The 17,717-nt window shown below is 71.9% G+C and carries 20 protein-coding genes; 13 read left to right on the top strand and 7 right to left on the bottom strand.

Going from position 1 to position 17,717, the window contains the following annotated elements:
* Positions 1–167: 167 nt before the first annotated feature.
* Positions 168–1,667 carry a CoA-acylating methylmalonate-semialdehyde dehydrogenase gene (locus tag ACTJJZ_RS08720; RefSeq protein ID WP_440720789.1) on the top strand — a complete coding sequence of 500 codons (1,500 nt, stop codon included), beginning with the start codon at positions 168–170 and terminating at the stop codon, positions 1,665–1,667.
* A 49-nt stretch (positions 1,668–1,716) separates the two neighbouring features.
* On the top strand, positions 1,717–3,120 hold the full coding sequence (locus ACTJJZ_RS08715; protein ID WP_440720788.1) for an aspartate aminotransferase family protein: 1,404 nt from the start codon (positions 1,717–1,719) through the stop codon (positions 3,118–3,120).
* A 158-nt stretch (positions 3,121–3,278) separates the two neighbouring features.
* Here ACTJJZ_RS08715 and ACTJJZ_RS08710 read toward each other — a convergent pair whose 3' ends face one another.
* Together ACTJJZ_RS08710 and ACTJJZ_RS08705 are read right to left on the bottom strand one after the other, a co-directional pair.
* The gene (locus tag ACTJJZ_RS08710; RefSeq protein ID WP_440720787.1) at positions 3,279–3,902 is read right to left on the bottom strand and encodes a histidine phosphatase family protein; all 624 of its coding nucleotides are present in this window, start codon (positions 3,900–3,902) and stop codon (positions 3,279–3,281) included.
* A 67-nt stretch (positions 3,903–3,969) separates the two neighbouring features.
* The gene (locus ACTJJZ_RS08705) at positions 3,970–5,178 is read right to left on the bottom strand and encodes an AI-2E family transporter (RefSeq protein WP_440720786.1); all 1,209 of its coding nucleotides are present in this window, start codon (positions 5,176–5,178) and stop codon (positions 3,970–3,972) included.
* A gap of 180 nt (positions 5,179–5,358) precedes the next feature.
* Here ACTJJZ_RS08705 and ACTJJZ_RS08700 point away from each other — a divergent pair, with 180 nt between their 5' ends.
* The 8 genes from ACTJJZ_RS08700 to ACTJJZ_RS08665 all read left to right on the top strand — a co-directional run bounded on the left by ACTJJZ_RS08700 (position 5,359) and on the right by ACTJJZ_RS08665 (position 11,639).
* The gene (locus tag ACTJJZ_RS08700; RefSeq protein ID WP_440720785.1) at positions 5,359–5,748 is read left to right on the top strand and encodes a MerR family transcriptional regulator; all 390 of its coding nucleotides are present in this window, start codon (positions 5,359–5,361) and stop codon (positions 5,746–5,748) included.
* 16 nt (positions 5,749–5,764) lie between these two features.
* A complete protein-coding gene (locus ACTJJZ_RS08695; RefSeq protein WP_440720784.1) occupies positions 5,765–6,196 on the top strand; it encodes a carboxymuconolactone decarboxylase family protein in 432 nt (143 codons plus the stop codon).
* Between the two features lie 184 nt (positions 6,197–6,380).
* Entirely contained in the window at positions 6,381–6,680 is a 300-nt protein-coding gene (locus ACTJJZ_RS08690) for a chorismate mutase (RefSeq protein WP_440720783.1), read from the top strand.
* Between the two features lie 304 nt (positions 6,681–6,984).
* Entirely contained in the window at positions 6,985–7,899 is a 915-nt protein-coding gene (locus ACTJJZ_RS08685) for an SIS domain-containing protein (RefSeq protein WP_440720782.1), read from the top strand.
* An 11-nt stretch (positions 7,900–7,910) separates the two neighbouring features.
* Positions 7,911–8,960, top strand: coding sequence for an ROK family protein (locus tag ACTJJZ_RS08680; RefSeq protein WP_440720781.1), 1,050 nt, complete (start codon positions 7,911–7,913; stop codon positions 8,958–8,960).
* The gene (locus tag ACTJJZ_RS08675) at positions 8,957–9,976 is read left to right on the top strand and encodes a 1-phosphofructokinase family hexose kinase (protein ID WP_440720780.1); all 1,020 of its coding nucleotides are present in this window, start codon (positions 8,957–8,959) and stop codon (positions 9,974–9,976) included. Before ACTJJZ_RS08680 ends, ACTJJZ_RS08675 begins: the two co-directional genes overlap by 4 nt.
* Complete coding sequence (locus tag ACTJJZ_RS08670; protein WP_440720779.1) at positions 9,973–10,866, top strand: class II fructose-bisphosphate aldolase; 894 nt, start codon at positions 9,973–9,975, stop codon at positions 10,864–10,866. The genes ACTJJZ_RS08675 and ACTJJZ_RS08670 overlap by 4 nt, the downstream gene beginning before the upstream one ends.
* Positions 10,863–11,639, top strand: coding sequence for a DeoR/GlpR family DNA-binding transcription regulator (locus ACTJJZ_RS08665; protein ID WP_440720778.1), 777 nt, complete (start codon positions 10,863–10,865; stop codon positions 11,637–11,639). The genes ACTJJZ_RS08670 and ACTJJZ_RS08665 overlap by 4 nt, the downstream gene beginning before the upstream one ends.
* 25 nt (positions 11,640–11,664) lie before the next feature.
* Here the strand turns inward: ACTJJZ_RS08665 and ACTJJZ_RS08660 are convergent, their stop codons facing one another.
* On the bottom strand, positions 11,665–12,468 hold the full coding sequence (locus tag ACTJJZ_RS08660) for a nuclease-related domain-containing protein (RefSeq protein ID WP_440720777.1): 804 nt from the start codon (positions 12,466–12,468) through the stop codon (positions 11,665–11,667).
* Positions 12,469–12,559: 91 nt separating this feature from the next.
* Between ACTJJZ_RS08660 and ACTJJZ_RS08655 the strand changes: the two genes are divergently transcribed.
* A complete protein-coding gene (locus ACTJJZ_RS08655; RefSeq protein ID WP_440720776.1) occupies positions 12,560–12,757 on the top strand; it encodes a hypothetical protein in 198 nt (65 codons plus the stop codon).
* 130 nt (positions 12,758–12,887) lie between these two features.
* Here ACTJJZ_RS08655 and ACTJJZ_RS08650 read toward each other — a convergent pair whose 3' ends face one another.
* Positions 12,888–13,649, bottom strand: coding sequence for an SDR family oxidoreductase (locus ACTJJZ_RS08650; protein ID WP_440720775.1), 762 nt, complete (start codon positions 13,647–13,649; stop codon positions 12,888–12,890).
* A gap of 103 nt (positions 13,650–13,752) precedes the next feature.
* On the opposite strand from ACTJJZ_RS08650, the gene ACTJJZ_RS08645 reads away from it, so the two are divergent.
* A complete protein-coding gene (locus ACTJJZ_RS08645) occupies positions 13,753–14,607 on the top strand; it encodes a helix-turn-helix transcriptional regulator (RefSeq protein ID WP_440720774.1) in 855 nt (284 codons plus the stop codon).
* Between the two features lie 73 nt (positions 14,608–14,680).
* Here the strand turns inward: ACTJJZ_RS08645 and ACTJJZ_RS08640 are convergent, their stop codons facing one another.
* Positions 14,681–14,995 carry a hypothetical protein gene (locus ACTJJZ_RS08640; protein WP_440720773.1) on the bottom strand — a complete coding sequence of 105 codons (315 nt, stop codon included), beginning with the start codon at positions 14,993–14,995 and terminating at the stop codon, positions 14,681–14,683.
* Positions 14,996–15,350: 355 nt separating this feature from the next.
* On the opposite strand from ACTJJZ_RS08640, the gene ACTJJZ_RS08635 reads away from it, so the two are divergent.
* On the top strand, positions 15,351–15,638 hold the full coding sequence (locus ACTJJZ_RS08635; RefSeq protein WP_440720772.1) for a hypothetical protein: 288 nt from the start codon (positions 15,351–15,353) through the stop codon (positions 15,636–15,638).
* Between the two features lie 185 nt (positions 15,639–15,823).
* On the opposite strand, the gene ACTJJZ_RS08630 is transcribed toward ACTJJZ_RS08635, so the two are convergent.
* Together ACTJJZ_RS08630 and ACTJJZ_RS08625 are read right to left on the bottom strand one after the other, a co-directional pair.
* Positions 15,824–16,972: a sensor histidine kinase gene (locus ACTJJZ_RS08630; RefSeq protein WP_440720771.1), complete on the bottom strand. Its 1,149-nt coding sequence runs from the start codon at positions 16,970–16,972 to the stop codon at positions 15,824–15,826.
* Complete coding sequence (locus ACTJJZ_RS08625) at positions 16,965–17,678, bottom strand: response regulator transcription factor (protein ID WP_440720770.1); 714 nt, start codon at positions 17,676–17,678, stop codon at positions 16,965–16,967. The genes ACTJJZ_RS08630 and ACTJJZ_RS08625 overlap by 8 nt, the downstream gene beginning before the upstream one ends.
* Positions 17,679–17,717: the final 39 nt, after the last annotated feature.

Genomic DNA, 17,717 nt, shown 5'->3' with positions numbered 1-17,717 from the left:
CGACCAGAGTGTCCGGCTGCGACCGCGAGAAACCAGATCCAGCATGAGACCCCACGTCTGCAGTGGTGTCTCATGCCAGAAGTGGTTTCTCGCAGACGAGCTACTCCCGAATCCCGTCGGCACGCACCGCATGCCGCCCGACCCACCCCGCACTCGAGGAGCACACCGTGACCCTGATTCCGCATTTCGTGAACGGCGCCGAGACGGCCGAAGCCGAGCGCACCGGCCCGGTGTACAACCCCGCCACGGGCGAGGCGCACCGTCAGGTCGCATTCGCGAGCACCGCCGAGGTCGAGCAGGCGATCGCCGCGGCCACGGCGGCCGGTCGTGCCTGGCGCGCGACCAGCCTGATCAAGCGCGCCGACGTCTTCTTCCGGCTGCGCCAGATCCTGGCCGAGCGCTCGCAGGAGATCGCCGCGATCGTCACGAGCGAGCACGGCAAGGTGCTCTCCGACGCGGCCGGCGAGGTCTCCCGCGGCATCGAGAACGTCGAGTTCGCCGCCGGTCTCGTGCACCTGCTCAAGGGCGAGCGCGCCGAGCAGGTCGCGCGCGGCGTCGACGTGCACTCGGTCAAGCAGCCGGTCGGCGTCGTCGCCTGCATTACGCCGTTCAACTTCCCGGTCATGGTGCCGCTGTGGATGGTCGCCTCGGCCATCGCGTGCGGCAACACGGTCGTCCTGAAGCCGAGCGAGAAGGATCCGTCCGCGTCGGTCTGGCTCGCGAAGGCGTTCCAGGAGGCGGGGCTGCCGGACGGCGTGCTGAACGTCGTCCAGGGCGACAAGGTCGCCGTCGACGCGCTGCTCGACTCGCCCGACGTGAAGGCCGTCAGCTTCGTCGGATCGACCCCCATCGCGAAGGCGATCTACGAGCGCGCCTCCGCGAACGGCAAGCGCGTGCAGGCTCTCGGCGGCGCCAAGAACCACATGGTCGTCATGCCCGACGCCGACATCGACGGCGCTGCGGCCGCCGCGGTGTCCGCCGCCTACGGGTCGGCCGGGGAGCGCTGCATGGCCGTTTCGGTGCTGGTCGCCGTGGGCGATGTCGCCGAGCCGCTGATCGCCTCGATCACCGAGAAGGTGCAGAACCTGCGGATCGGCGACGGCACGGACGCGGCGAGCGAGATGGGACCGCTGATCACCCGCGAGCACCGCGACCGTGTCGAGTCGTACGTGACGGGAGCTGCGGCCGAGGGCGCCACCGTCGTGTTGGACGGCACGAAGCGCGTCGCCGCCGGCGAGCGCCTCGACGAGAACGGCTTCTTCACCGGCATCAGCCTGATCGACGGTGTGAAGCCCGGCATGAAGCTCTACGAGGACGAGATCTTCGGCCCGGTGCTCTCGGTCGTCCGCGTGGACAGCTACGCCGACGCCGTCGAGCTCATCAACGCGCACCAGTTCGGCAACGGCACCGCGATCTTCACCCGCGACGGCGGCACGGCTCGGCAGTTCGAGTTCGACATCGAGGTCGGCATGGTCGGTGTCAACGTGCCGATCCCGGTGCCGATCGGCGCGTTCTCGTTCGGCGGCTGGAAGGCCTCCCTGTTCGGCGACTCGCACATCTACGGCCCCGAGTCGATCCACTTCTACACGCGGTCGAAGGTCGTCACCACCCGCTGGCCCGACCACACCCCGGCCCCGGTCGACCTCGGCTTCCCGAGCAACCACTGATCGAGCAACCACTGATCGAGCAAGCATTGACGCGGAGAGGATCCGGATCATGACCGTCACCACCGAAGCAGTCGCGCTCACCGACCGACACGGCGTGCGGCACCCGCTGCCGGCCCCCGAGGCCGAGGCGCAGGTGCGCGCGGACGACCGTGCGCACGTGTTCCACTCCTGGAGCGCGCAGGCCGCGATCGACCCGCTGCCGGTCGCGGCGGGCGAGGGGTCGACCTTCTGGGACTACCAGGGCAACGCGTATCTCGACTTCTCCAGTCAGCTGGTGAACCTCAACCTCGGGCACCAGCAGCCGGATCTGGTCGCGGCGATCCAGCAGCAGGCCGGTCGTCTCGCGACGATCCAGCCGTCGGTCGCGAACGACGTGCGCGGCGAGCTCGCCCGACTCATCGCCGAGGTCGCGCCCGATGGCCTGGAGAAGGTGTTCTTCACCAACGGCGGCGCCGACGCGAACGAGTACGCCGTGCGCATGGCGCGGACCGTGACCGGGCGGCGCAAGGTGCTCTCGATGTACCGCAGTTACCACGGCTCGACGGCGACCGCGATCTCGCTGACCGGCGACCCACGGCGCTGGGCGAACGACGGCGTCGACAGTGGCACCGTGCGGTTCTTCGGCCCGTACTTGTACCGTTCGGCGTTCCACTCCACGACGCTCGCCGAGGAGTCGCAGCGCGCGCTCGAGCATCTCGAGCAGACGATCCTGCTCGAGGGACCGCAGACGATCGCCGCGATCATCATCGAGACGGTCGTCGGCACCAACGGGGTGCTGATCCCGCCGCCCGGCTATCTGCAGGGCGTGCGCGAGCTGTGCGACCGCTTCGGCATCGTCTACATCGCGGACGAGGTCATGGTCGGCTTCGGCCGGCTCGGCGAGTGGTTCGGCATCGACGCCTTCGACGCCAAGCCCGACCTGATCACCTTCGCCAAGGGCGTGAACTCCGGCTACGTCCCGCTCGGCGGCGTCGTGATCTCCGACCGGATCGCCTCGGCGTTCGACACCGTGCCGTTCGCGGGCGGCCTCACCTACTCGGGCCACCCGCTCGCCTGCGCGGCCGGCGTCGCGACGTTCGACGTGTTCCGCCGGGACGGCATCCTGGAGCGCGTGCGCGATCTCGGATCCCGGATCGTCGAGCCGACCCTGCGCTCGTGGGCGGAGCGGCACCCGAGCGTGGGCGAGGTGCGCGGCCGGGGCCTGTTCTGGGCCGTCGAGCTGGTGCGCTCGCAGGAGACCCGGGAGCCGCTCGTGCCGTTCAACGCCGCCGGTGCCGACGCCGCCCCGATGGGCGCGTTCGCCGCTGCGGCGAAGCAGGGCGGCGTCTGGCCGTTCACGCACTTCAACCGCACGCACATCGCCCCGCCGCTCGTCATCACCGAGGACGAGCTCGTCCACGGGCTCGCCGTGCTCGACGAGGCCCTCGACGTCGCGGACGGCTACACCGTCTGAGGCGTGACCGTTCTCAGGACGGATGCGCTCGAGGCTGACGGGGAGCCGCGGAAAACCGCGGCTCCCCGTCAGCGCGGCACCATCCATCCTGAGAACGGTGCACTCGACGGGGGTCCCATCTCCAAGTCAGGGGAGGGACGCGCTGTGCCCGGGGCTTCTCAGCCGGCGACGGGATCCGTGCTGGCGATGCGGTCCACGAGCCAGGCGGCGTCGGTGCGGCTGATCTCGGTCACGGAGAGGTTCGCCGGCCCGACGGCCACGCGGCTCAGGTCTGTGCCGATGCCCCGCAGCAGTTCCATGATCGTGATCCCGCTCGTCACGACGAGGACCTCGGATCCGCTGTTCGCGGCATCCTCCAGGGCTGCGGTGGCGCGCTCGGCGACCGTGGCCGGGGTCTCCGCGAGCGGATCGGAGGAGGCCAGCGTCTCCAGCGCGGCGGTGAACGGATCCGGTGCGGTCGCGTGCGCCTGGACCAGGTGGAACAGCTCGCTGCCGAGCGCGCCCTCCATCGAGCCGAAGCTGATCTCGCGCCAGCGCCAGTCGGGTTGCGGCTGCAGGGGGGAGCCCGCGGCGGCCAGGATCCCCGCTGCCGTCTCGCGGTGCCGCATGCCGTCGCCGCAGTGCACCGCGTCGAACACGATGCCCGCGGCGGCGAAGTCGCGGCCGCGCTCCGTCGCCTGCTCCCGGCCCAGCGGCGTGAGCGGGGAGTCCGACCACCCCTGCACCCGGTCCACCGCGTTCAGCATGGTCTGCCCGTGTCGCACCACCCAGATCCGCGTCATGACCCCAGCCTAAGCACGGGTCCCACGGCCGTCGTCGGGGTGGTGCCGGCCCGGATCACCCGAGCCGTCAGACCCTGGCGTCCTGCCGCGGGATCCAGACCTGGTTGATGATGATCAGGACCGACGCGGTGACCGGGACGGCGATCAGCGCGCCGAGCAGGCCGAGCAGTGTGCCGCCGACGAGCGCTCCGATGACCACGAGGGAGCCGGGGATCGAGATCGCCCGGTTCATCACCCGCGGCGTGATCACATACGCCTCGATCTGGATGTAGACGAGGTAGATGATCGCGAACAGGAGCGCCGACAGCGGATTGACGAACAGCGCCACGACGGATCCGAGCACGAGGAACAGGAGCGGGCCGACCAGCGGGATCAGCGTGATGAGGAACGCGAGCGTGGCCATCAGCGGCGGGAACGGCAGCCCGAACACGAGGTACAGGATCAACACGATCACGGCGTTGATGAAGGCCAGGATCACCATGCCCATCACGTAACCGCCGACGGCCTCGATGATCTGCGTGCTGATGTCGTTGACGCCCTTGCGGTTGCGCGCCGGCGCCAGCCGGAGCAGCCCCTTCTGCATCCCCGGCAGCGTGGCGAGGAAGTACAGCGTCAGGACGAGCACGATCAGCGCCCCGGACAGGCCGGACGCGATCGCTCCGCCGACCTTGAGCGCGCCGCCGCCGAGCTGGGAGAGCTGCTGCGGATCGCTGAGGAACTTCTGCGCCTGCGACTGCAGCTGCGTGACCAGGTCGTGCAGGCTCGGCCCGAACTGCTTCTCGAGCAGGTGGTACAGGTCGGTGTGCTGGAAGGCGGCGATCGTCTGCGGGAACGACGTGGCGAACTGCGCGATCTGCGTCACGACGATCGGGACGATCGACATCACCACCAGCGCGAGCACGATCGCGAATCCGAGGATCACGATCACGACCGAGAGCGCCCGCTTCACCCGATGCCGCTCGAGCCAGCGCACGATCGGATCGAGGCCGAGCGCCGCGAACAGGGCGAACGCGATGTAGATGAGCACCTCGGAGAGGCTGCGCAGTGCGAAGCCGAGCAGCACTGCCGCGAGCCCGCCGAGCGTGACGAGGAAGCCGAAGACGAACGGCCGGTCGATCCGGGCCCAGATCGATCTCGTGGGCGGGTCGGCCTCGACGACCGGGGACGGGTGATCCACCGGCCGGGCGCGGCCGAGCCGTCTCCTGCGTCCTCGCCTCCTGCCGATCTTGCCGTCGTCGGGGGCGCCATGCATGCGTCGCGGGTCTTCGGCCGTCATGCCTTCACTGTATGCGAACCGTTCCCGAGGGGATCCCTGTGGGCGGTCGTCGTCTTCTCGCACCCTTCTCCCCGGCGATGGTGTTCGTGACCCGCTCCCGAGCGGCGATGCCTCATCGGCCGGCCGGCTGCTCGATGCCGCGCTTGACTTCGAGCGCGCTCGAACTTCTAGCCTGAGAACATGACAGAGGACGGGACCGCGCTCACGGTGGCGCAGATGAGCGCGGCGACCGGGCTGTCGGCGCACACGCTGCGCTACTACGAGCGCGCCGAGCTGATCCGTCCGGTGGCGCGCACCGCCGGCAACCAGCGCCGGTACTCCGCCGCGGACGTGACCTGGCTCGCCTTCCTCATCAGGCTCCGGGAGACCGGGATGCCGATCGTGCAGATGCGCGAGTACGCGCGACTGCGCGCGCAGGGTGCCGTGAGCACCGAGCAGCGACTCGCGATGCTCGAGGAGCACCGGGAAGCGCTGCAGGAGCGGATCGCCCTGCTCCGCGCCCACGAACGGGCGCTCGCCGAGAAGATCACCATCTATCGGAGCGACCTGGCGTCGCCCCGGGAACACTGACGAAAGGGATGCTTAGATGACCGGAACACAGGAGCGGCAGCAGCGGTTCGCGCACGGCAAGGCGGTGCTCGACGCGATCGACGGCGACGCAGGGGCGAACGTCATGGACGCGCTCGCCGACATCTCTCCCGAGCTCGGGCACCATATCGTGGCGTGGGGATTCGGGGACATCTATTCGCGCCCCGGGCTCGCACCCCGCGACCGTCAGCTCGTGACGCTCGGGATGCTGACCGCGCTCGGCGGCTGCGAGCCGCAGCTCGAGGTGCACGTCAACGCGTCGCTCAACGTCGGCCTGACACCGGAGCAGATCGTCGAGGCGCTCCTGCACTCGTCCGTCTACTGCGGCTTCCCGCGCGCGCTGAACGCCACGTTCGTCGCGAAGAAGGTGTTCGCCGAACGCGGCCTCGTGCCCGCCTCGTCGTCAGGGGGCGTCGCGCCGATCGACTGATGCAGGCCAGCCGGAGCGCGGAGCTTCCGCAGCGGCTCGGCGCGGCAGGCGTGAGCGGGGCGCCGCGGTCGGCGCCGCCCGTCACGGGCCCGCCGTCACGGATCGGGGCGGCCGCACTCGGGGTTGCTATCGTCGGAGTGACCCGGGATCATGCACGATCCCGGTCCGCGAGACGAGGAGCATCATGGGCGGCGAGACGGATCCCCAGGCCGAGCTGCTGCGGCTGCGCGCGAGCATCGATAACATCGACGCCGCCCTCATCTTCATGCTCGCCGAGCGCTTCCGCTGCACGCAGCAGGTCGGCGTGCTGAAGGCCGAGCACGCGATGCCCCCCTCCGATCCGCGCCGCGAGGAGCAGCAGGTCGCCCGGCTGCGCGCGCTCGCCGAGGACGCGCACCTCGACCCGGAGTTCGCCGAGAAGTGGTTCAACTTCGTCGTCGCTGAGGTCATCCGCCACCACACCGAGGCCGCCGAGTCCCGCTGACCCTCCTCGCGGCCCGAGCCGTCCCGGTCCCTGAGCCTGACGCCTCCCGGTCCCTGAGCCGTCTCCCGGCCCCTGAGCCTGTCGAAGGGACGCGGGGTTGCACGCGCTCCGCGATCAGCCCCTCCCCCGCGCCGTCCCTCCTCGCGGCTCGCCGCGGTTCGTCTCGCTGTGCTCGCGCGATCCGAGGAGGATGAACGTGCCCGTTGCGCTGTCAGGGGTGACGGAAAGTGATTGTTATGCGTAAGATCATGCATGTTCACGCACTAGCACGGCACCCAGCCGCTCTCCGAGGAGGACGAAGCAAATGACGGATTCTACGGAGGCGCTCGCGCCGGGAGCGCACATGCGGGCCGAGCTCGAGTCGCAGCCTGAGACGTGGGAGCGGGCGGCGGGCATGCGCGCCGAACAGGGCCTGCTGCCCGCGAAGGGTCAGCGCGTGGCCGTCATCGGCTGCGGCACGTCCTGGTTCATGGCCCAGTCCTACGCGGCTCTCCGGGAGAGCGCGGGCTTCGGGATCACCGACGCCTACGCCGCGAGCGAGGCGTTCCTGGACCGCGACTACGACGCGGTCGTCGCGCTCACCCGCTCCGGCACCACCACCGAGGTGCTCGAGCTCGTCGCCGGGCTCAAGGCCGCCGGATCCTCGATGCGCGTGATCGGCGTGATCGGCGACGAGACGTCGCCGCTCGTGAGCATGGTCGACGACGCGATCCTGCTGCCGTTCGCCGACGAGAAGTCAGTCGTGCAGACCCGCTTCGCGACCACCGCGCTCGCACTGTTCCGGGCCTCGCTCGGCGAGGACCTGACCGGCGCCATCGCCGACGCCCGCACGGCGATCGCCGACGTGGACACGACGCTCGCGGAAGCGGAGCAGTACACCTTCCTCGGCCGGGGCTGGACGATCGGCCTGGCCCACGAGGCTGCGCTGAAGATGCGCGAGTCCTCGCAGTCGTGGACCGAGTCGTACCCTGCGATGGACTATCGGCACGGCCCGATCGCGATCGCCGCGCCCGGCCGCATCACCTGGCAGTTCGGAGTGGCGCCGGAGGGCCTGGACGCCCAGGTCGCCGCGACCGGAGGCCGCTTCGTGCAGCACGCGATCGATCCGATGGCCGACCTCGCGCGCCTGCATCGGGTCGCGCTGGACCGCGCCCTCGCGAAGGGCCTGAACCCGGACGAGCCGCGCAACCTCACCCGATCCGTCATCCTCGACGCCTGAGCGGATCCGCGATGACCCTTCCCGCCGACGGCGCCGGCCGCGAGACCCCGGATCCCGCGAGAGAGATCGCCGCAGACGTGACGTCTCGGGCGGAGTCCGGTGTCCCGCAGGATCCCCACGCCGACGTCGGCGCCGGACGCGCCGCGGAACTCGGCGCGGGAGTCCCGGTTCTCGCGTTCGACGTGGGCGGAACCGACATCAAGTCGGCGCTGTTCGACGCCGACGGCACCGCGCTCGGGCTGCGCCGCACGCCGACGCCCCCGCCCGGAGCCGACCTCCCCGAGCGGCTGATCGCCCGGCTGGTCGAGCTCGGCGCGCAGCTGCGGGCGGAGCATCCGGGCGTGGATCCGGCCGCGGTCGGGCTCGTCGTGCCGGGGATCGTCGACGAGGCCGCCGGGACCGGCGTCTTCGCGAGCAACATGGGGTGGCGGGACGCGCCGATCCGCGCCCTCGCCGAGGACGCGTTCGGACTGCCCGTCGCCTTCGACCACGACGTGCGCACGGGCGGCTGGGCCGAGCACGTGCTCGGCGGCGCACGTCCGTACCCCGACTCGATCGTGCTGATCATCGGAACCGGGATCGCTGGCGCCCTGCTCATCGGCGGAGCGCCGTTCACCTCGGGCGGCTACGCCGGCGAGATCGGGCACTCGCCCGTCGCCGACGCTCCGGTGTGCGCGTGCGGTGCGCGCGGCTGCCTGGAGGCCATCGCCTCCGCCGGCGCCATCGCCCGGCGCTACACCGAGCGCAGCGGGGTGGCGGTCGACGGCGCCAAGGAGGTCATCGCCCGGGCCGCGGCCGGCGACGAGGCGGCCGCGCGGGTGTGGGACGAGGCGCTGGACGCGCTCGCCCTCTCGATCGCGCAGCTCACCGCCGTCATCGCGCCGCAGGCGGTGGTGATCGGCGGGGGCCTCTCCCGCGCGGGCGGCGCCCTGTTCGACGAGCTGCGCAGCCGCCTGAAGGCGCGGCTGAGCTTCCACCGGATCCCCGAGCTCGTGCCGGCGCAACTGGGCGGCAACGCCGGGATCCTCGGCGCGGCGCTGCGGGCGAGGAGCCTCGCATGATCGTCACCGTGACGCCGAACCCCGCGCTGGATCTCACCTGGCACGTCGACCGGATCCTGCCCGGCGGCACGCACCGGGCCGACACCGGCGTCGCCCGCGCGGGCGGGAAGGGGCTGAACGTCGCCCGGGTCGCGCATGCCGAGGGCGCCGCGGTCCTCGCGATCGCCACCGGGGGCGGGGCGACCGGTGCCGAGTTCGCGGAGGAACTCGCCACCTCGGGCACGCCGCATGCGCTGGTGCCGGTGCAGGGAGCGACCCGCCGCAGCGTCGCGCTGGTCGATGCGCACCTCGGCGACACCACCGTCGTGAACGAGCGCGGCGTCAACCCGACCGACGCCGAATGGCAGGCGCTGCTCGATGCCGTGCGGCGAGCGTTCGCACATCCGATCCCTGAGCCTGCCGGAGCGACTCGCCCGACCGCCCGGGCGGGGTCTCAGCCCGTGCTCGTCGTCTCCGGCAGCCTCCCTCCCGGCGCACCCGATGAGCTGCTTCCCTCCCTGATCGGGATCGGGCGGGACGCCGGGGCGGCCGTCGTCGTGGACACCTCAGGGCCCGCACTGCTCGCAGCTGCCGACGCGGGCGCCACCGTGCTGAAGCCGAACGCGGCGGAGCTGGCCGAGGCCACCGGGATCGCGGATCCGCTGTCCGGCGCCTGCATGCTGCTGAACCGGGGCGCACGGCTGGTGCTGCTCTCCCGGGGTGCGGACGGCATGCTCGCGATCACGGCCGACGAGATCGTGCGCGCCCGGCTCGCGGTACCGCTCGCGGGGAACCCCACCGGCGCGGGCGACGCAGCGGTCGCCGCGTGCGCGGTGCTCCTCGCGCAGGGGGAGACGGACCCCGAGATCCTGCTGCGCCGGGCGACCGCGTGGTCGGCCGCCGCCGTGCTCATGCCTCTCGCCGGCGAGATCCACGACTCCTGGCCTGCGCTCGAGGCCGCGCTGATCGTGGACCGACCGGCCGTGACCGAACTCCGGCCACCCGCCCAGGCCGCCCCGCGAAAGGACCCCCGATGACCCTCGTCTCCGCCCGCGATCTGGTGCAGGACGCCGCCCGTCGCGGCGTCGGCATCGGCGCCTTCAACGTGATCCATCTCGAATCCGCAGAGGCCCTCGTCGCCGCCGCCGCGCAGGCGCAGCTGCCGGTGATCCTGCAGATCTCGCAGAACTGCGCCGACTACCACGGTGGGCTCGAGCCGATCGCGCTGGCCACGCTCGCCGTCGCCCGTCGCGCGGCGATGCCCGTCGCGGTGCACCTCGACCACGCCGAGCGCCCCGAGCTCGTGGATGAGGCGATCGCGCTCGGCCTCGGATCGGTGATGTTCGACGGCGGCAAGCTCGAGTACGACGACAACGTCGCGCTCACGGCGTACGTGGCGACGCGCGCGCACGCCGCGGGCGTCTACGTCGAGGGCGAGCTCGGCGAGGTCGGCGGGAAGGACGGGGCGCACGCGCCGGGCGTGCGCACCGACCCGAAGGAGGCGCGCGCGTTCGTCGCGGAGACCGGGGTCGACGCCCTCGCCGTCGCCGTCGGATCCTCGCACGCGATGACGGATCGCACGGCCGCCCTCGATCTCGACCTCATCGCACGGCTGCGTGCGGCCCTCCGCGGCGCGGGCGCAGACGGCGCCGATGTGCCGCTCGTGCTGCACGGGTCCAGCGGAGTCCCGGACGACACGATCACCGCGGCGGTCGCCGTGGGGATGACCAAGATCAACGTCTCGACGCATCTGAACGGCTTCTTCACCCGGGCGATCCGGGCGCGCCTGGAGGAGGATCAGCGCCTCGTGGACTCGCGCAAGTACCTCACCCCGGCGCGCGACGCGGTCGCCGGCGAGGCCGCGCGGCTGCTGCGCCTGTTCGCGCTGCAGGATGTCGTGGCCGGATCGGATACCGTCGAGGCATGAACCGCGCCAACCGGCTGACCGCGATCCTCGATCTGATCGCCGCCCAGGGCGACGTGTCGGTGGAGGAGCTCGTCGACCGCTTCGACGCCTCGGCCGCGACGATCCGCCGCGACCTGGACAGCCTGTCCGAACGCCGCCTGCTGACCCGCACGCACGGTGGCGCGGTCGCGCAGTCCGTGGCCTACGAGCTGCCGATCCGGTACAAGAGCCACCATCGCACCTCCGAGAAGGAGCGGATCGCGCGCGCCGCCTCGGAGCTCGTCGCCCCGGGGTCCGTCGTCGGGCTCTCCGGCGGCACCACCACCACGGCCATCGCCGCCGCGCTCGCCGCCCGCGAGGATCTCGCCGAGCACGGACTCACCGTCGTCACGAACGCCGTGAACATCGCGGCGCAGCTCGCCACCCGCCCCGACATCAAGGTCGTCGTGACCGGCGGCGTGATCCACTCGCGCAGCTACGAGCTGGTCGGGCCTTTCGTCGAGCAGCTGCTGCAGGGGATCCGTCTCGACATCGCCTTCATCGGCGTGAACGCGCTGGATCCGGTCTCGGGCGCCGCCACGCACGACGAGCGCGAGGCGGCGGTGAACCGGATGATGGCGACCCGTGCCCGCCGTGCCGTGATCGTCGCGGACTCGTCGAAGATCGGGGCCACGGCCTTCGCAACGGTCGGCGGATCGGACCTTTTCCCGACCGTCCTGACCGACGACGGCCTCGACGAGGACGACCGGATCGCGCTCCGCGACGCCGGATACGACGTGGTCCTGGCGGACTGAGCGCGCGCTTCGCCTCCGCCCTCCGTCAGCCGGGGAACATCCCGAGCCCCGGACCCGCGATCACGGCGAAGGCGGCCAGGATCGCGATCAGTCCACCCGCGGCCCACACCCGCCGACGCCGCCTGGCCGTCGCGACCGAGGTGCGAAGAGAGGCGAAGGCGGTGAGGTCGGGAACGGGGGGCCGGACCGCGGACCACGTGGCGGGGTCGACGGCGACGTGCACGAGGGCAGCGATCTCCGCGGCGTCCAGAGTCCGTGGTGCTCGCTCGAGCCTGCGCGCGAGAGCGTCGGCGCGCACGACCTCGACGCGCTCCGGCCGCTCCCTGATCTGGATGCCCCTCGCCGACACGATCGCCAGGATCGGCGTCACGCTCACGGGCCGCCGTGCTGCGCCGCCGAGGATCTTCGCCGCTCGTGACGCCTCGAACTCCGCGTTGCGCAGATATTCGGTGCGCTGCCCGTTCACGAGGATGCGGCGCGAACCGACCCACACCCTGCCCCCTTCGTGGAACTTCGTGTTGACAGTGAAGACGCCGCCGGGGCCGATCACGACGTGATCGATGTCGCTGCCGCGATGGCCGACCGGCACCGAGTGGATCGTGTGCCATTCGTCGCCGAGGCCGTCCAGGATCTCGCCGACCTCGAGCTCGCCGAGAGCACCGAGGTACCACGCCTGCGCATCGGTGGAGAGCGGGCTTCTGCCGAACAGCCGCTGGATCGCCGACAGCGGAGGGTCTTGGGCGTGCACGCGCAGCGTCTCGGCGATCACGGCAGAGCCGGGGGCGCGGAACCGGAGCGCGTCGGGGATCACGGCGCCGGGACCGTCCACGGGGGCGCCCGGCTGGGCCGGTATCGGCTGCTCGGTCTGATCGCTCCGGCCGGCGGAAGGGTCTGTCTCAGCCGCACGAGGCAGGGGGTCGGTGCGCGACCCGGATTCGGATCCGTCCGGTCTCTCCTCCGCGGTCGGGCACGCGATGCAGCGCACCGTCTTCGATGAGGGCTCGTACACGGCGGTGGTCCTCGCGGCGAGCGCGACCCCGCACCTCCGGCACCGGCCGGGATATCTGAGCCGCATCTGCCTGCCGGGAGGATCCGCCGTGGTCATTTCTGGAGCGTAGCGACCGCGGTCGGTCGGCGCACCACTCCGCTGTCGGCGGCTGCCTGTTCTCGGGCCCCTCGCGCCGGCACGGATCACCACCGCTATGCGATCCGCCCGGGCTGACCCGGCCGACGAACGTCCGGCGCGGGTCAGGCGTTGCCGTGCGGATCCAGCCGGTTCAGGGTCGCGACGGTCTGGTCGTAGTCGCCGCGCACCTCGCCGAAGCGCAGCAGCTTGACGTTCTCGACGAGGATCTCATGCGCGTCCGGCCGGGCGTCGATGAGAGCCATGGTCTCGTCCACGAAGTCGTCGAGGGGCATCGCGAACGGGCTCCGGCTCTGGCCGGGCAGCAGCTCGGTGGCGACGGCGGGCGGGACCAGCTCCAGGACCTGGACGCTCGTGTCGGCGAGCTGCAGGCGGATCGACTCGGAGAGCATGTGGATCGCGGCCTTGGTCGCGTTGTAGCTCGGCGTGACGCGCAGCGGCGTGTGAGCGAGCCCGCTGGACACGGTGACGATGGTCGCGGCGGGGCGGCTGCGCAGGTGCTCGATGAAAGCCGCGATGAGGCGGATCGGGCCCAGCAGGTTGGTGGTGACGATCGCCTCGGCATCCGCGAGGAAGCCGCCGTCGTGCCAGTCCTCGACGCGCATGATGCCCGCCATGGCGATGAGCACGTCGAGATCGGGGTGCCGCGAGACGACCTCGGCGGCGGCCGCGCGGATGCTCGGGGCGTCGGCCGTGTCGATGCGCACGGTGTCGAAGCCGTGCTCGGCCTGCAGCTGCGCGAGGAGCTCGGCGCGGCGGCCGCCGATGACGACGGTGTTGCCCGCGGCCTGCAGGCGAAGGGCGAGCGCGAGACCGATGCCGCTGGTCGCGCCGGGGATGAAGACGGTGTTGCCGGAGATTTTCATGACCTCAGGATCGGCAGGATCCGTCCACGGCAGAAGAGACCGGTCGATCGGGGGATCCGCAGTCCCTGGTTCGCCGGCCGCCGTGCGCCGCACAATGGACCTCATGGACCGCACCGCTCTCGCCGACTTCCTGCGCCGCCGCCGCGAGGCGCTGCGCCCGGGCGATGTCGGACTGCCTGAGGGCGCCCGGCGCCGGGCACCCGGTCTGCGCCGCGAGGAGGTCGCCCAGCTCAGCGGCATGTCCGTGGACTACTACACGCGCCTCGAGCAGAGCCGCGGACCGCAGCCGAGCGAGCAGATGCTCGCGGCGCTCGCGCGCGCCCTGCGGCTCACGAGCGACGAGCGCGACTATCTCTTCCGCACGGCCGGGCATTCGGCGCCGGATCGGTTCAGCCCGCTGCCGCACGTGGCGCCCGCGCTGCTGCGCGTCCTCGACCGGCTCGAGGACACCCCGGCGCTGGTGCTGTCCGACCTCGGCGAGACGCTCGTGTCCAACCGCCTGGCGCAGTCCCTCCTCGGCGATCCGTCGGTCCGCACCGGGCTCGCCCGCAGCGACGTCTACCGCTGGTTCACCGATCCGGGCTCGCGGCGGGTCTACCCCGAGGCCGACTGGCCGCGTCATGCCCGCGCTCAGGTCGCCGGACTCCGCGCGGCTTACGGAGCGCAGGGATCCCGCTCCCGGGCGGGGGAGCTGGTGCGCGCCCTGCTCTCGGCGAGCACCGAGTTCGCCGGGCTCTGGGAGCGGCACGAGGTCGCGGTCCGGTTCGAGGATCACAAGACCCTGGTCCACCCCGAGCTCGGCGAGATCGAGCTGGACTGTCAGGCGCTGTTCACCGAGGACAGATCCCAGGCGCTGCTGGTGCTCACGGCACCGCCGCAATCGGAGGGCTGGCAGAAGCTGCAGCTGCTCTCGGTGATCGGGTCGCAGCGTTTCGACGAGGCCGCCGAGCGCGGCTGAGGTCCGGGTCGGGAGCGCGTCGGCCCCCGGATGCCGGTCTCCGTGGACGGCCCTGTGCGTTGTCGGCCCTGGCTCATGCGGCCGCGTCTCCCCGCCTCTCGTCCGGCCGGCGCAGGAACACGTACCAGGAGGCCAGCCCGACGACGATCAGGACCATGGTGGCGCCGAACACCCTCGATCCCCAGACCGCCCAGACCACGGTGCTGTCGCCGGTGAGGGCCAGGAGGATGACGTCGTAGACGCCGGCGTAGGGAGGCCAACCGCCGGCCGCACCGGTCAGCGCGGCGATCGAACACACGATCCATCCGACCCAGGCGCCGAGGAGGCACCACAGCGCGATCTCCAGGCCGGTCCCCTTCGTCCGGGCGGTGCCAGGCGTTTCGCTCATGAACCGGATCGTATCCCGAATCAAGCCGATCGACTTAGTATGGTGTCGGATCCGTCGGGAGGCCTGTTCCGGCTCCGCGATCGGATCGCGCCGGCCCGCGCGCATGGCGCCGCGGTCGAGTCGTACGACCTGAAGATCGGAGAGGCACGTGTCCGCAATCCCACCCCGGCCAGAGGAACATTCCGATCCACCCGGAGCGGCCCCGGCGCCGCTGCCCGATCCTGGGGCTCAGTCCTCGCTTGCAGCGCAGGCCTATTCCGGCCCTCAGTCCTATCTCGGCCCGGCATACCCCGCGGGCCTGCCCCATCCCGGTAGCACCGGGCAGCCCCGGCAGCATTCGGCGGCCAACGTCGCTGTGACGATCACCCTCGACGTCATGCTCGCGTTCTTCGCGGGCATCGTGTGGCTCATGAGCCAGTTCGCGGCGGGCCTCGCGCACGACGTCTGCGCGCCCGGAGAGTGCGGAATGGTGCCCCTCGGCAGGGTGCTCTTCAGCTACGGGCCGCTCCTCTGCCTGCTCGCCGCGGTCGCCGGTTCGATCGTGCTGCTGGTCCGGCGCCAGATGGCCTGGTGGGTCCCGGCTATCGGCTTCGGCGCCGTGTTCGTCGTGTGGACGGCCGGAGCGACGCTCATCCAGCCGTGACGGGCGGCGGCTTCGGCAGCTGAATCAAGCCGGTCGGCTTATTATGGATCGAGCGGGGGAAAGACCGGAGGGGGCAAGGGCGCCCGCCCTGANAGGGCGGGCGCCCTTCGACGACCGGAGGAGCCGCGGTCGTTCGGCCGGGGGCGGTGCCGTCCGCCTTCGTGAGAGGACGCCGCCGAGCGGGCTCAGGTGAGAGGGAAGCTCGCCTCGACGCGCAGACCGCCGCCGCGGCGAGCGGTCAGCGTGAGGGAGCCGTCCAGCGCCGCGACGATCGACCCGGCGATGGCCAGGCCCAGACCGGATCCGCTGTGCGCACCCTCGCGAGTCCGGGCGCCGCGCTGGAACGGCTCTCCGAGCGTCGCGACCGCAGCGGGGTCCAGCACCGCGCCGCTGTTCTCGACGATCAGCACCCCGCGGCCGTCCCGGCTCGTCGTGCGCACGGTCGCCTCGCCGCCGGACGGCAGGTTGTGCACGAGCGCGTTCTGCACGAGGTTGAGCGCGAGCTGATCCAGCAGCGCGGCGTCCCCGGCGATGACGACCGGATCGCCCTCGGCCTCCAGCCGCACGTCATGCACGGCGGCGACGTCGTGCAGCAGCTCGACGGCGCCCTCGGCCGCGAGGGACAGGTCGACCGGACTGCGCTGCGGTGGCCGAGCATCCAGCCGGGCGAGCAGCAGCAGCGCCTCGGTGAGGTCGATCGCCCGCGTGTTCGCGGCCCGCAGCCGGGTGAGCAGCTGCGGGACGTCGGGATCCGGATCCGCCTCCGCGACGTCGAGCAGCGCGCGCGTGATCGTGAGCGGGGTGCGCAGCTCGTGGGAGGCGTTCGCGGCGAACCGGCGCTCGCGCTCGACGTCGCCCTGGATCCGGTCGAGCATGCCGTCGAACACGTCGGCGAGCTGACGGAACTCGTCGTCGCGACCCGGCAGCGCGATGCGCGCGTCGAGCGCACCGCGGCCGACCGCGCCCGCCGTTTCGGCGATCGCTCCGAGCGGCCGCAGCACGCGACCGGCGAGGAACCAGCCGCCGAGCACGCCGACCGCGAGCAGCGCGAGCATCGCCCAGCCGGCCGCGGGGACGAAGGCGCGGATCAGATCGGTGCGGTTCGGCGCCCAGCTGGTGCCGGCCATGGGGTCGCTGCTGTAGACGCTGCCCTCGGGGATGTAGCGCAGCAGCCACACGGCCACCACGCCCAGCAGCAGCGCTCCCGCGACGACGACGAGCGTGACGTAGCTGAGCGTGAGTCTGATCCGCACCGAGACGCCCGGCGCGCGGTGCCGAGGCACGGGCTGCACGGGCGTCCCCGGCGTGGACGGGCGCGCACCGCCGTCACGCATGGGCGGCCTTGGAGGCCACGTCGGCGCTCTCGGACTGGCCCGCATCGGCCGCCGCGATCCGGTACCCCGCCCCGGGGACGGTGCGGATCAGCCACGGCTCGCCGAGCCGTTTGCGCAGCGCCGAGACGGTGATCCGCACCGCGTTGGTGAACGGGTCGGCGTTCTCGTCCCAGGCGCGTTCGAGCAGTTCCTCGGCGCTGATGACTCCGCCGCCGGCCTCCACGAGCACCTGCAGCACGGCGAACTGCTTGCGTGTCAGCGGGACGTAGCGACCGTCGCGGTACACCTCGCGGCGGAACGCGTCGAGCCGGATCCCGGCCAGCTCGTGCACGGGCGGCGTCGACCGCGGCGCGCGGCGGGCGAGGGCGCGGATCCGCAGGATCAGCTCCCGCATCTCGAACGGCTTGGTGAGGTAGTCGTCGGCGCCGAGCTCGAACCCGGTGGCCTTGTCGTCGAGACGGTCGGCCGCGGTCAGCATGAGGATCGGCGTGCCGGATCCCGAGGCGATGATCGCCTGCGCGATGTCGTCGCCGGACGGCCCGGGGATGTCGCGGTCGAGCACCGCGACGTCGTAGGGGTTGAGGTCCAGCAGCTCGAGCGCGGTGTTCCCGTCGCCGGCGATGTCGGCGGCGATCGCCGCGAGTCGCAGGCCGTCGCGGACGGCTCCCGCCAGCGAGGGCTCGTCCTCGACGATCAGTACGCGCATGCCAGAAGCCTATGCAGGCGGGCATATCGCGGGCGTATC

The organism is Microbacterium sp. 22242, assembly GCF_052045495.1.
GTDB lineage: Bacteria > Actinomycetota > Actinomycetes > Actinomycetales > Microbacteriaceae > Microbacterium.
The sequence above is the reverse complement of the archived record's forward strand: the minus strand, read 5'-3'. Positions and strand labels throughout refer to the sequence as shown.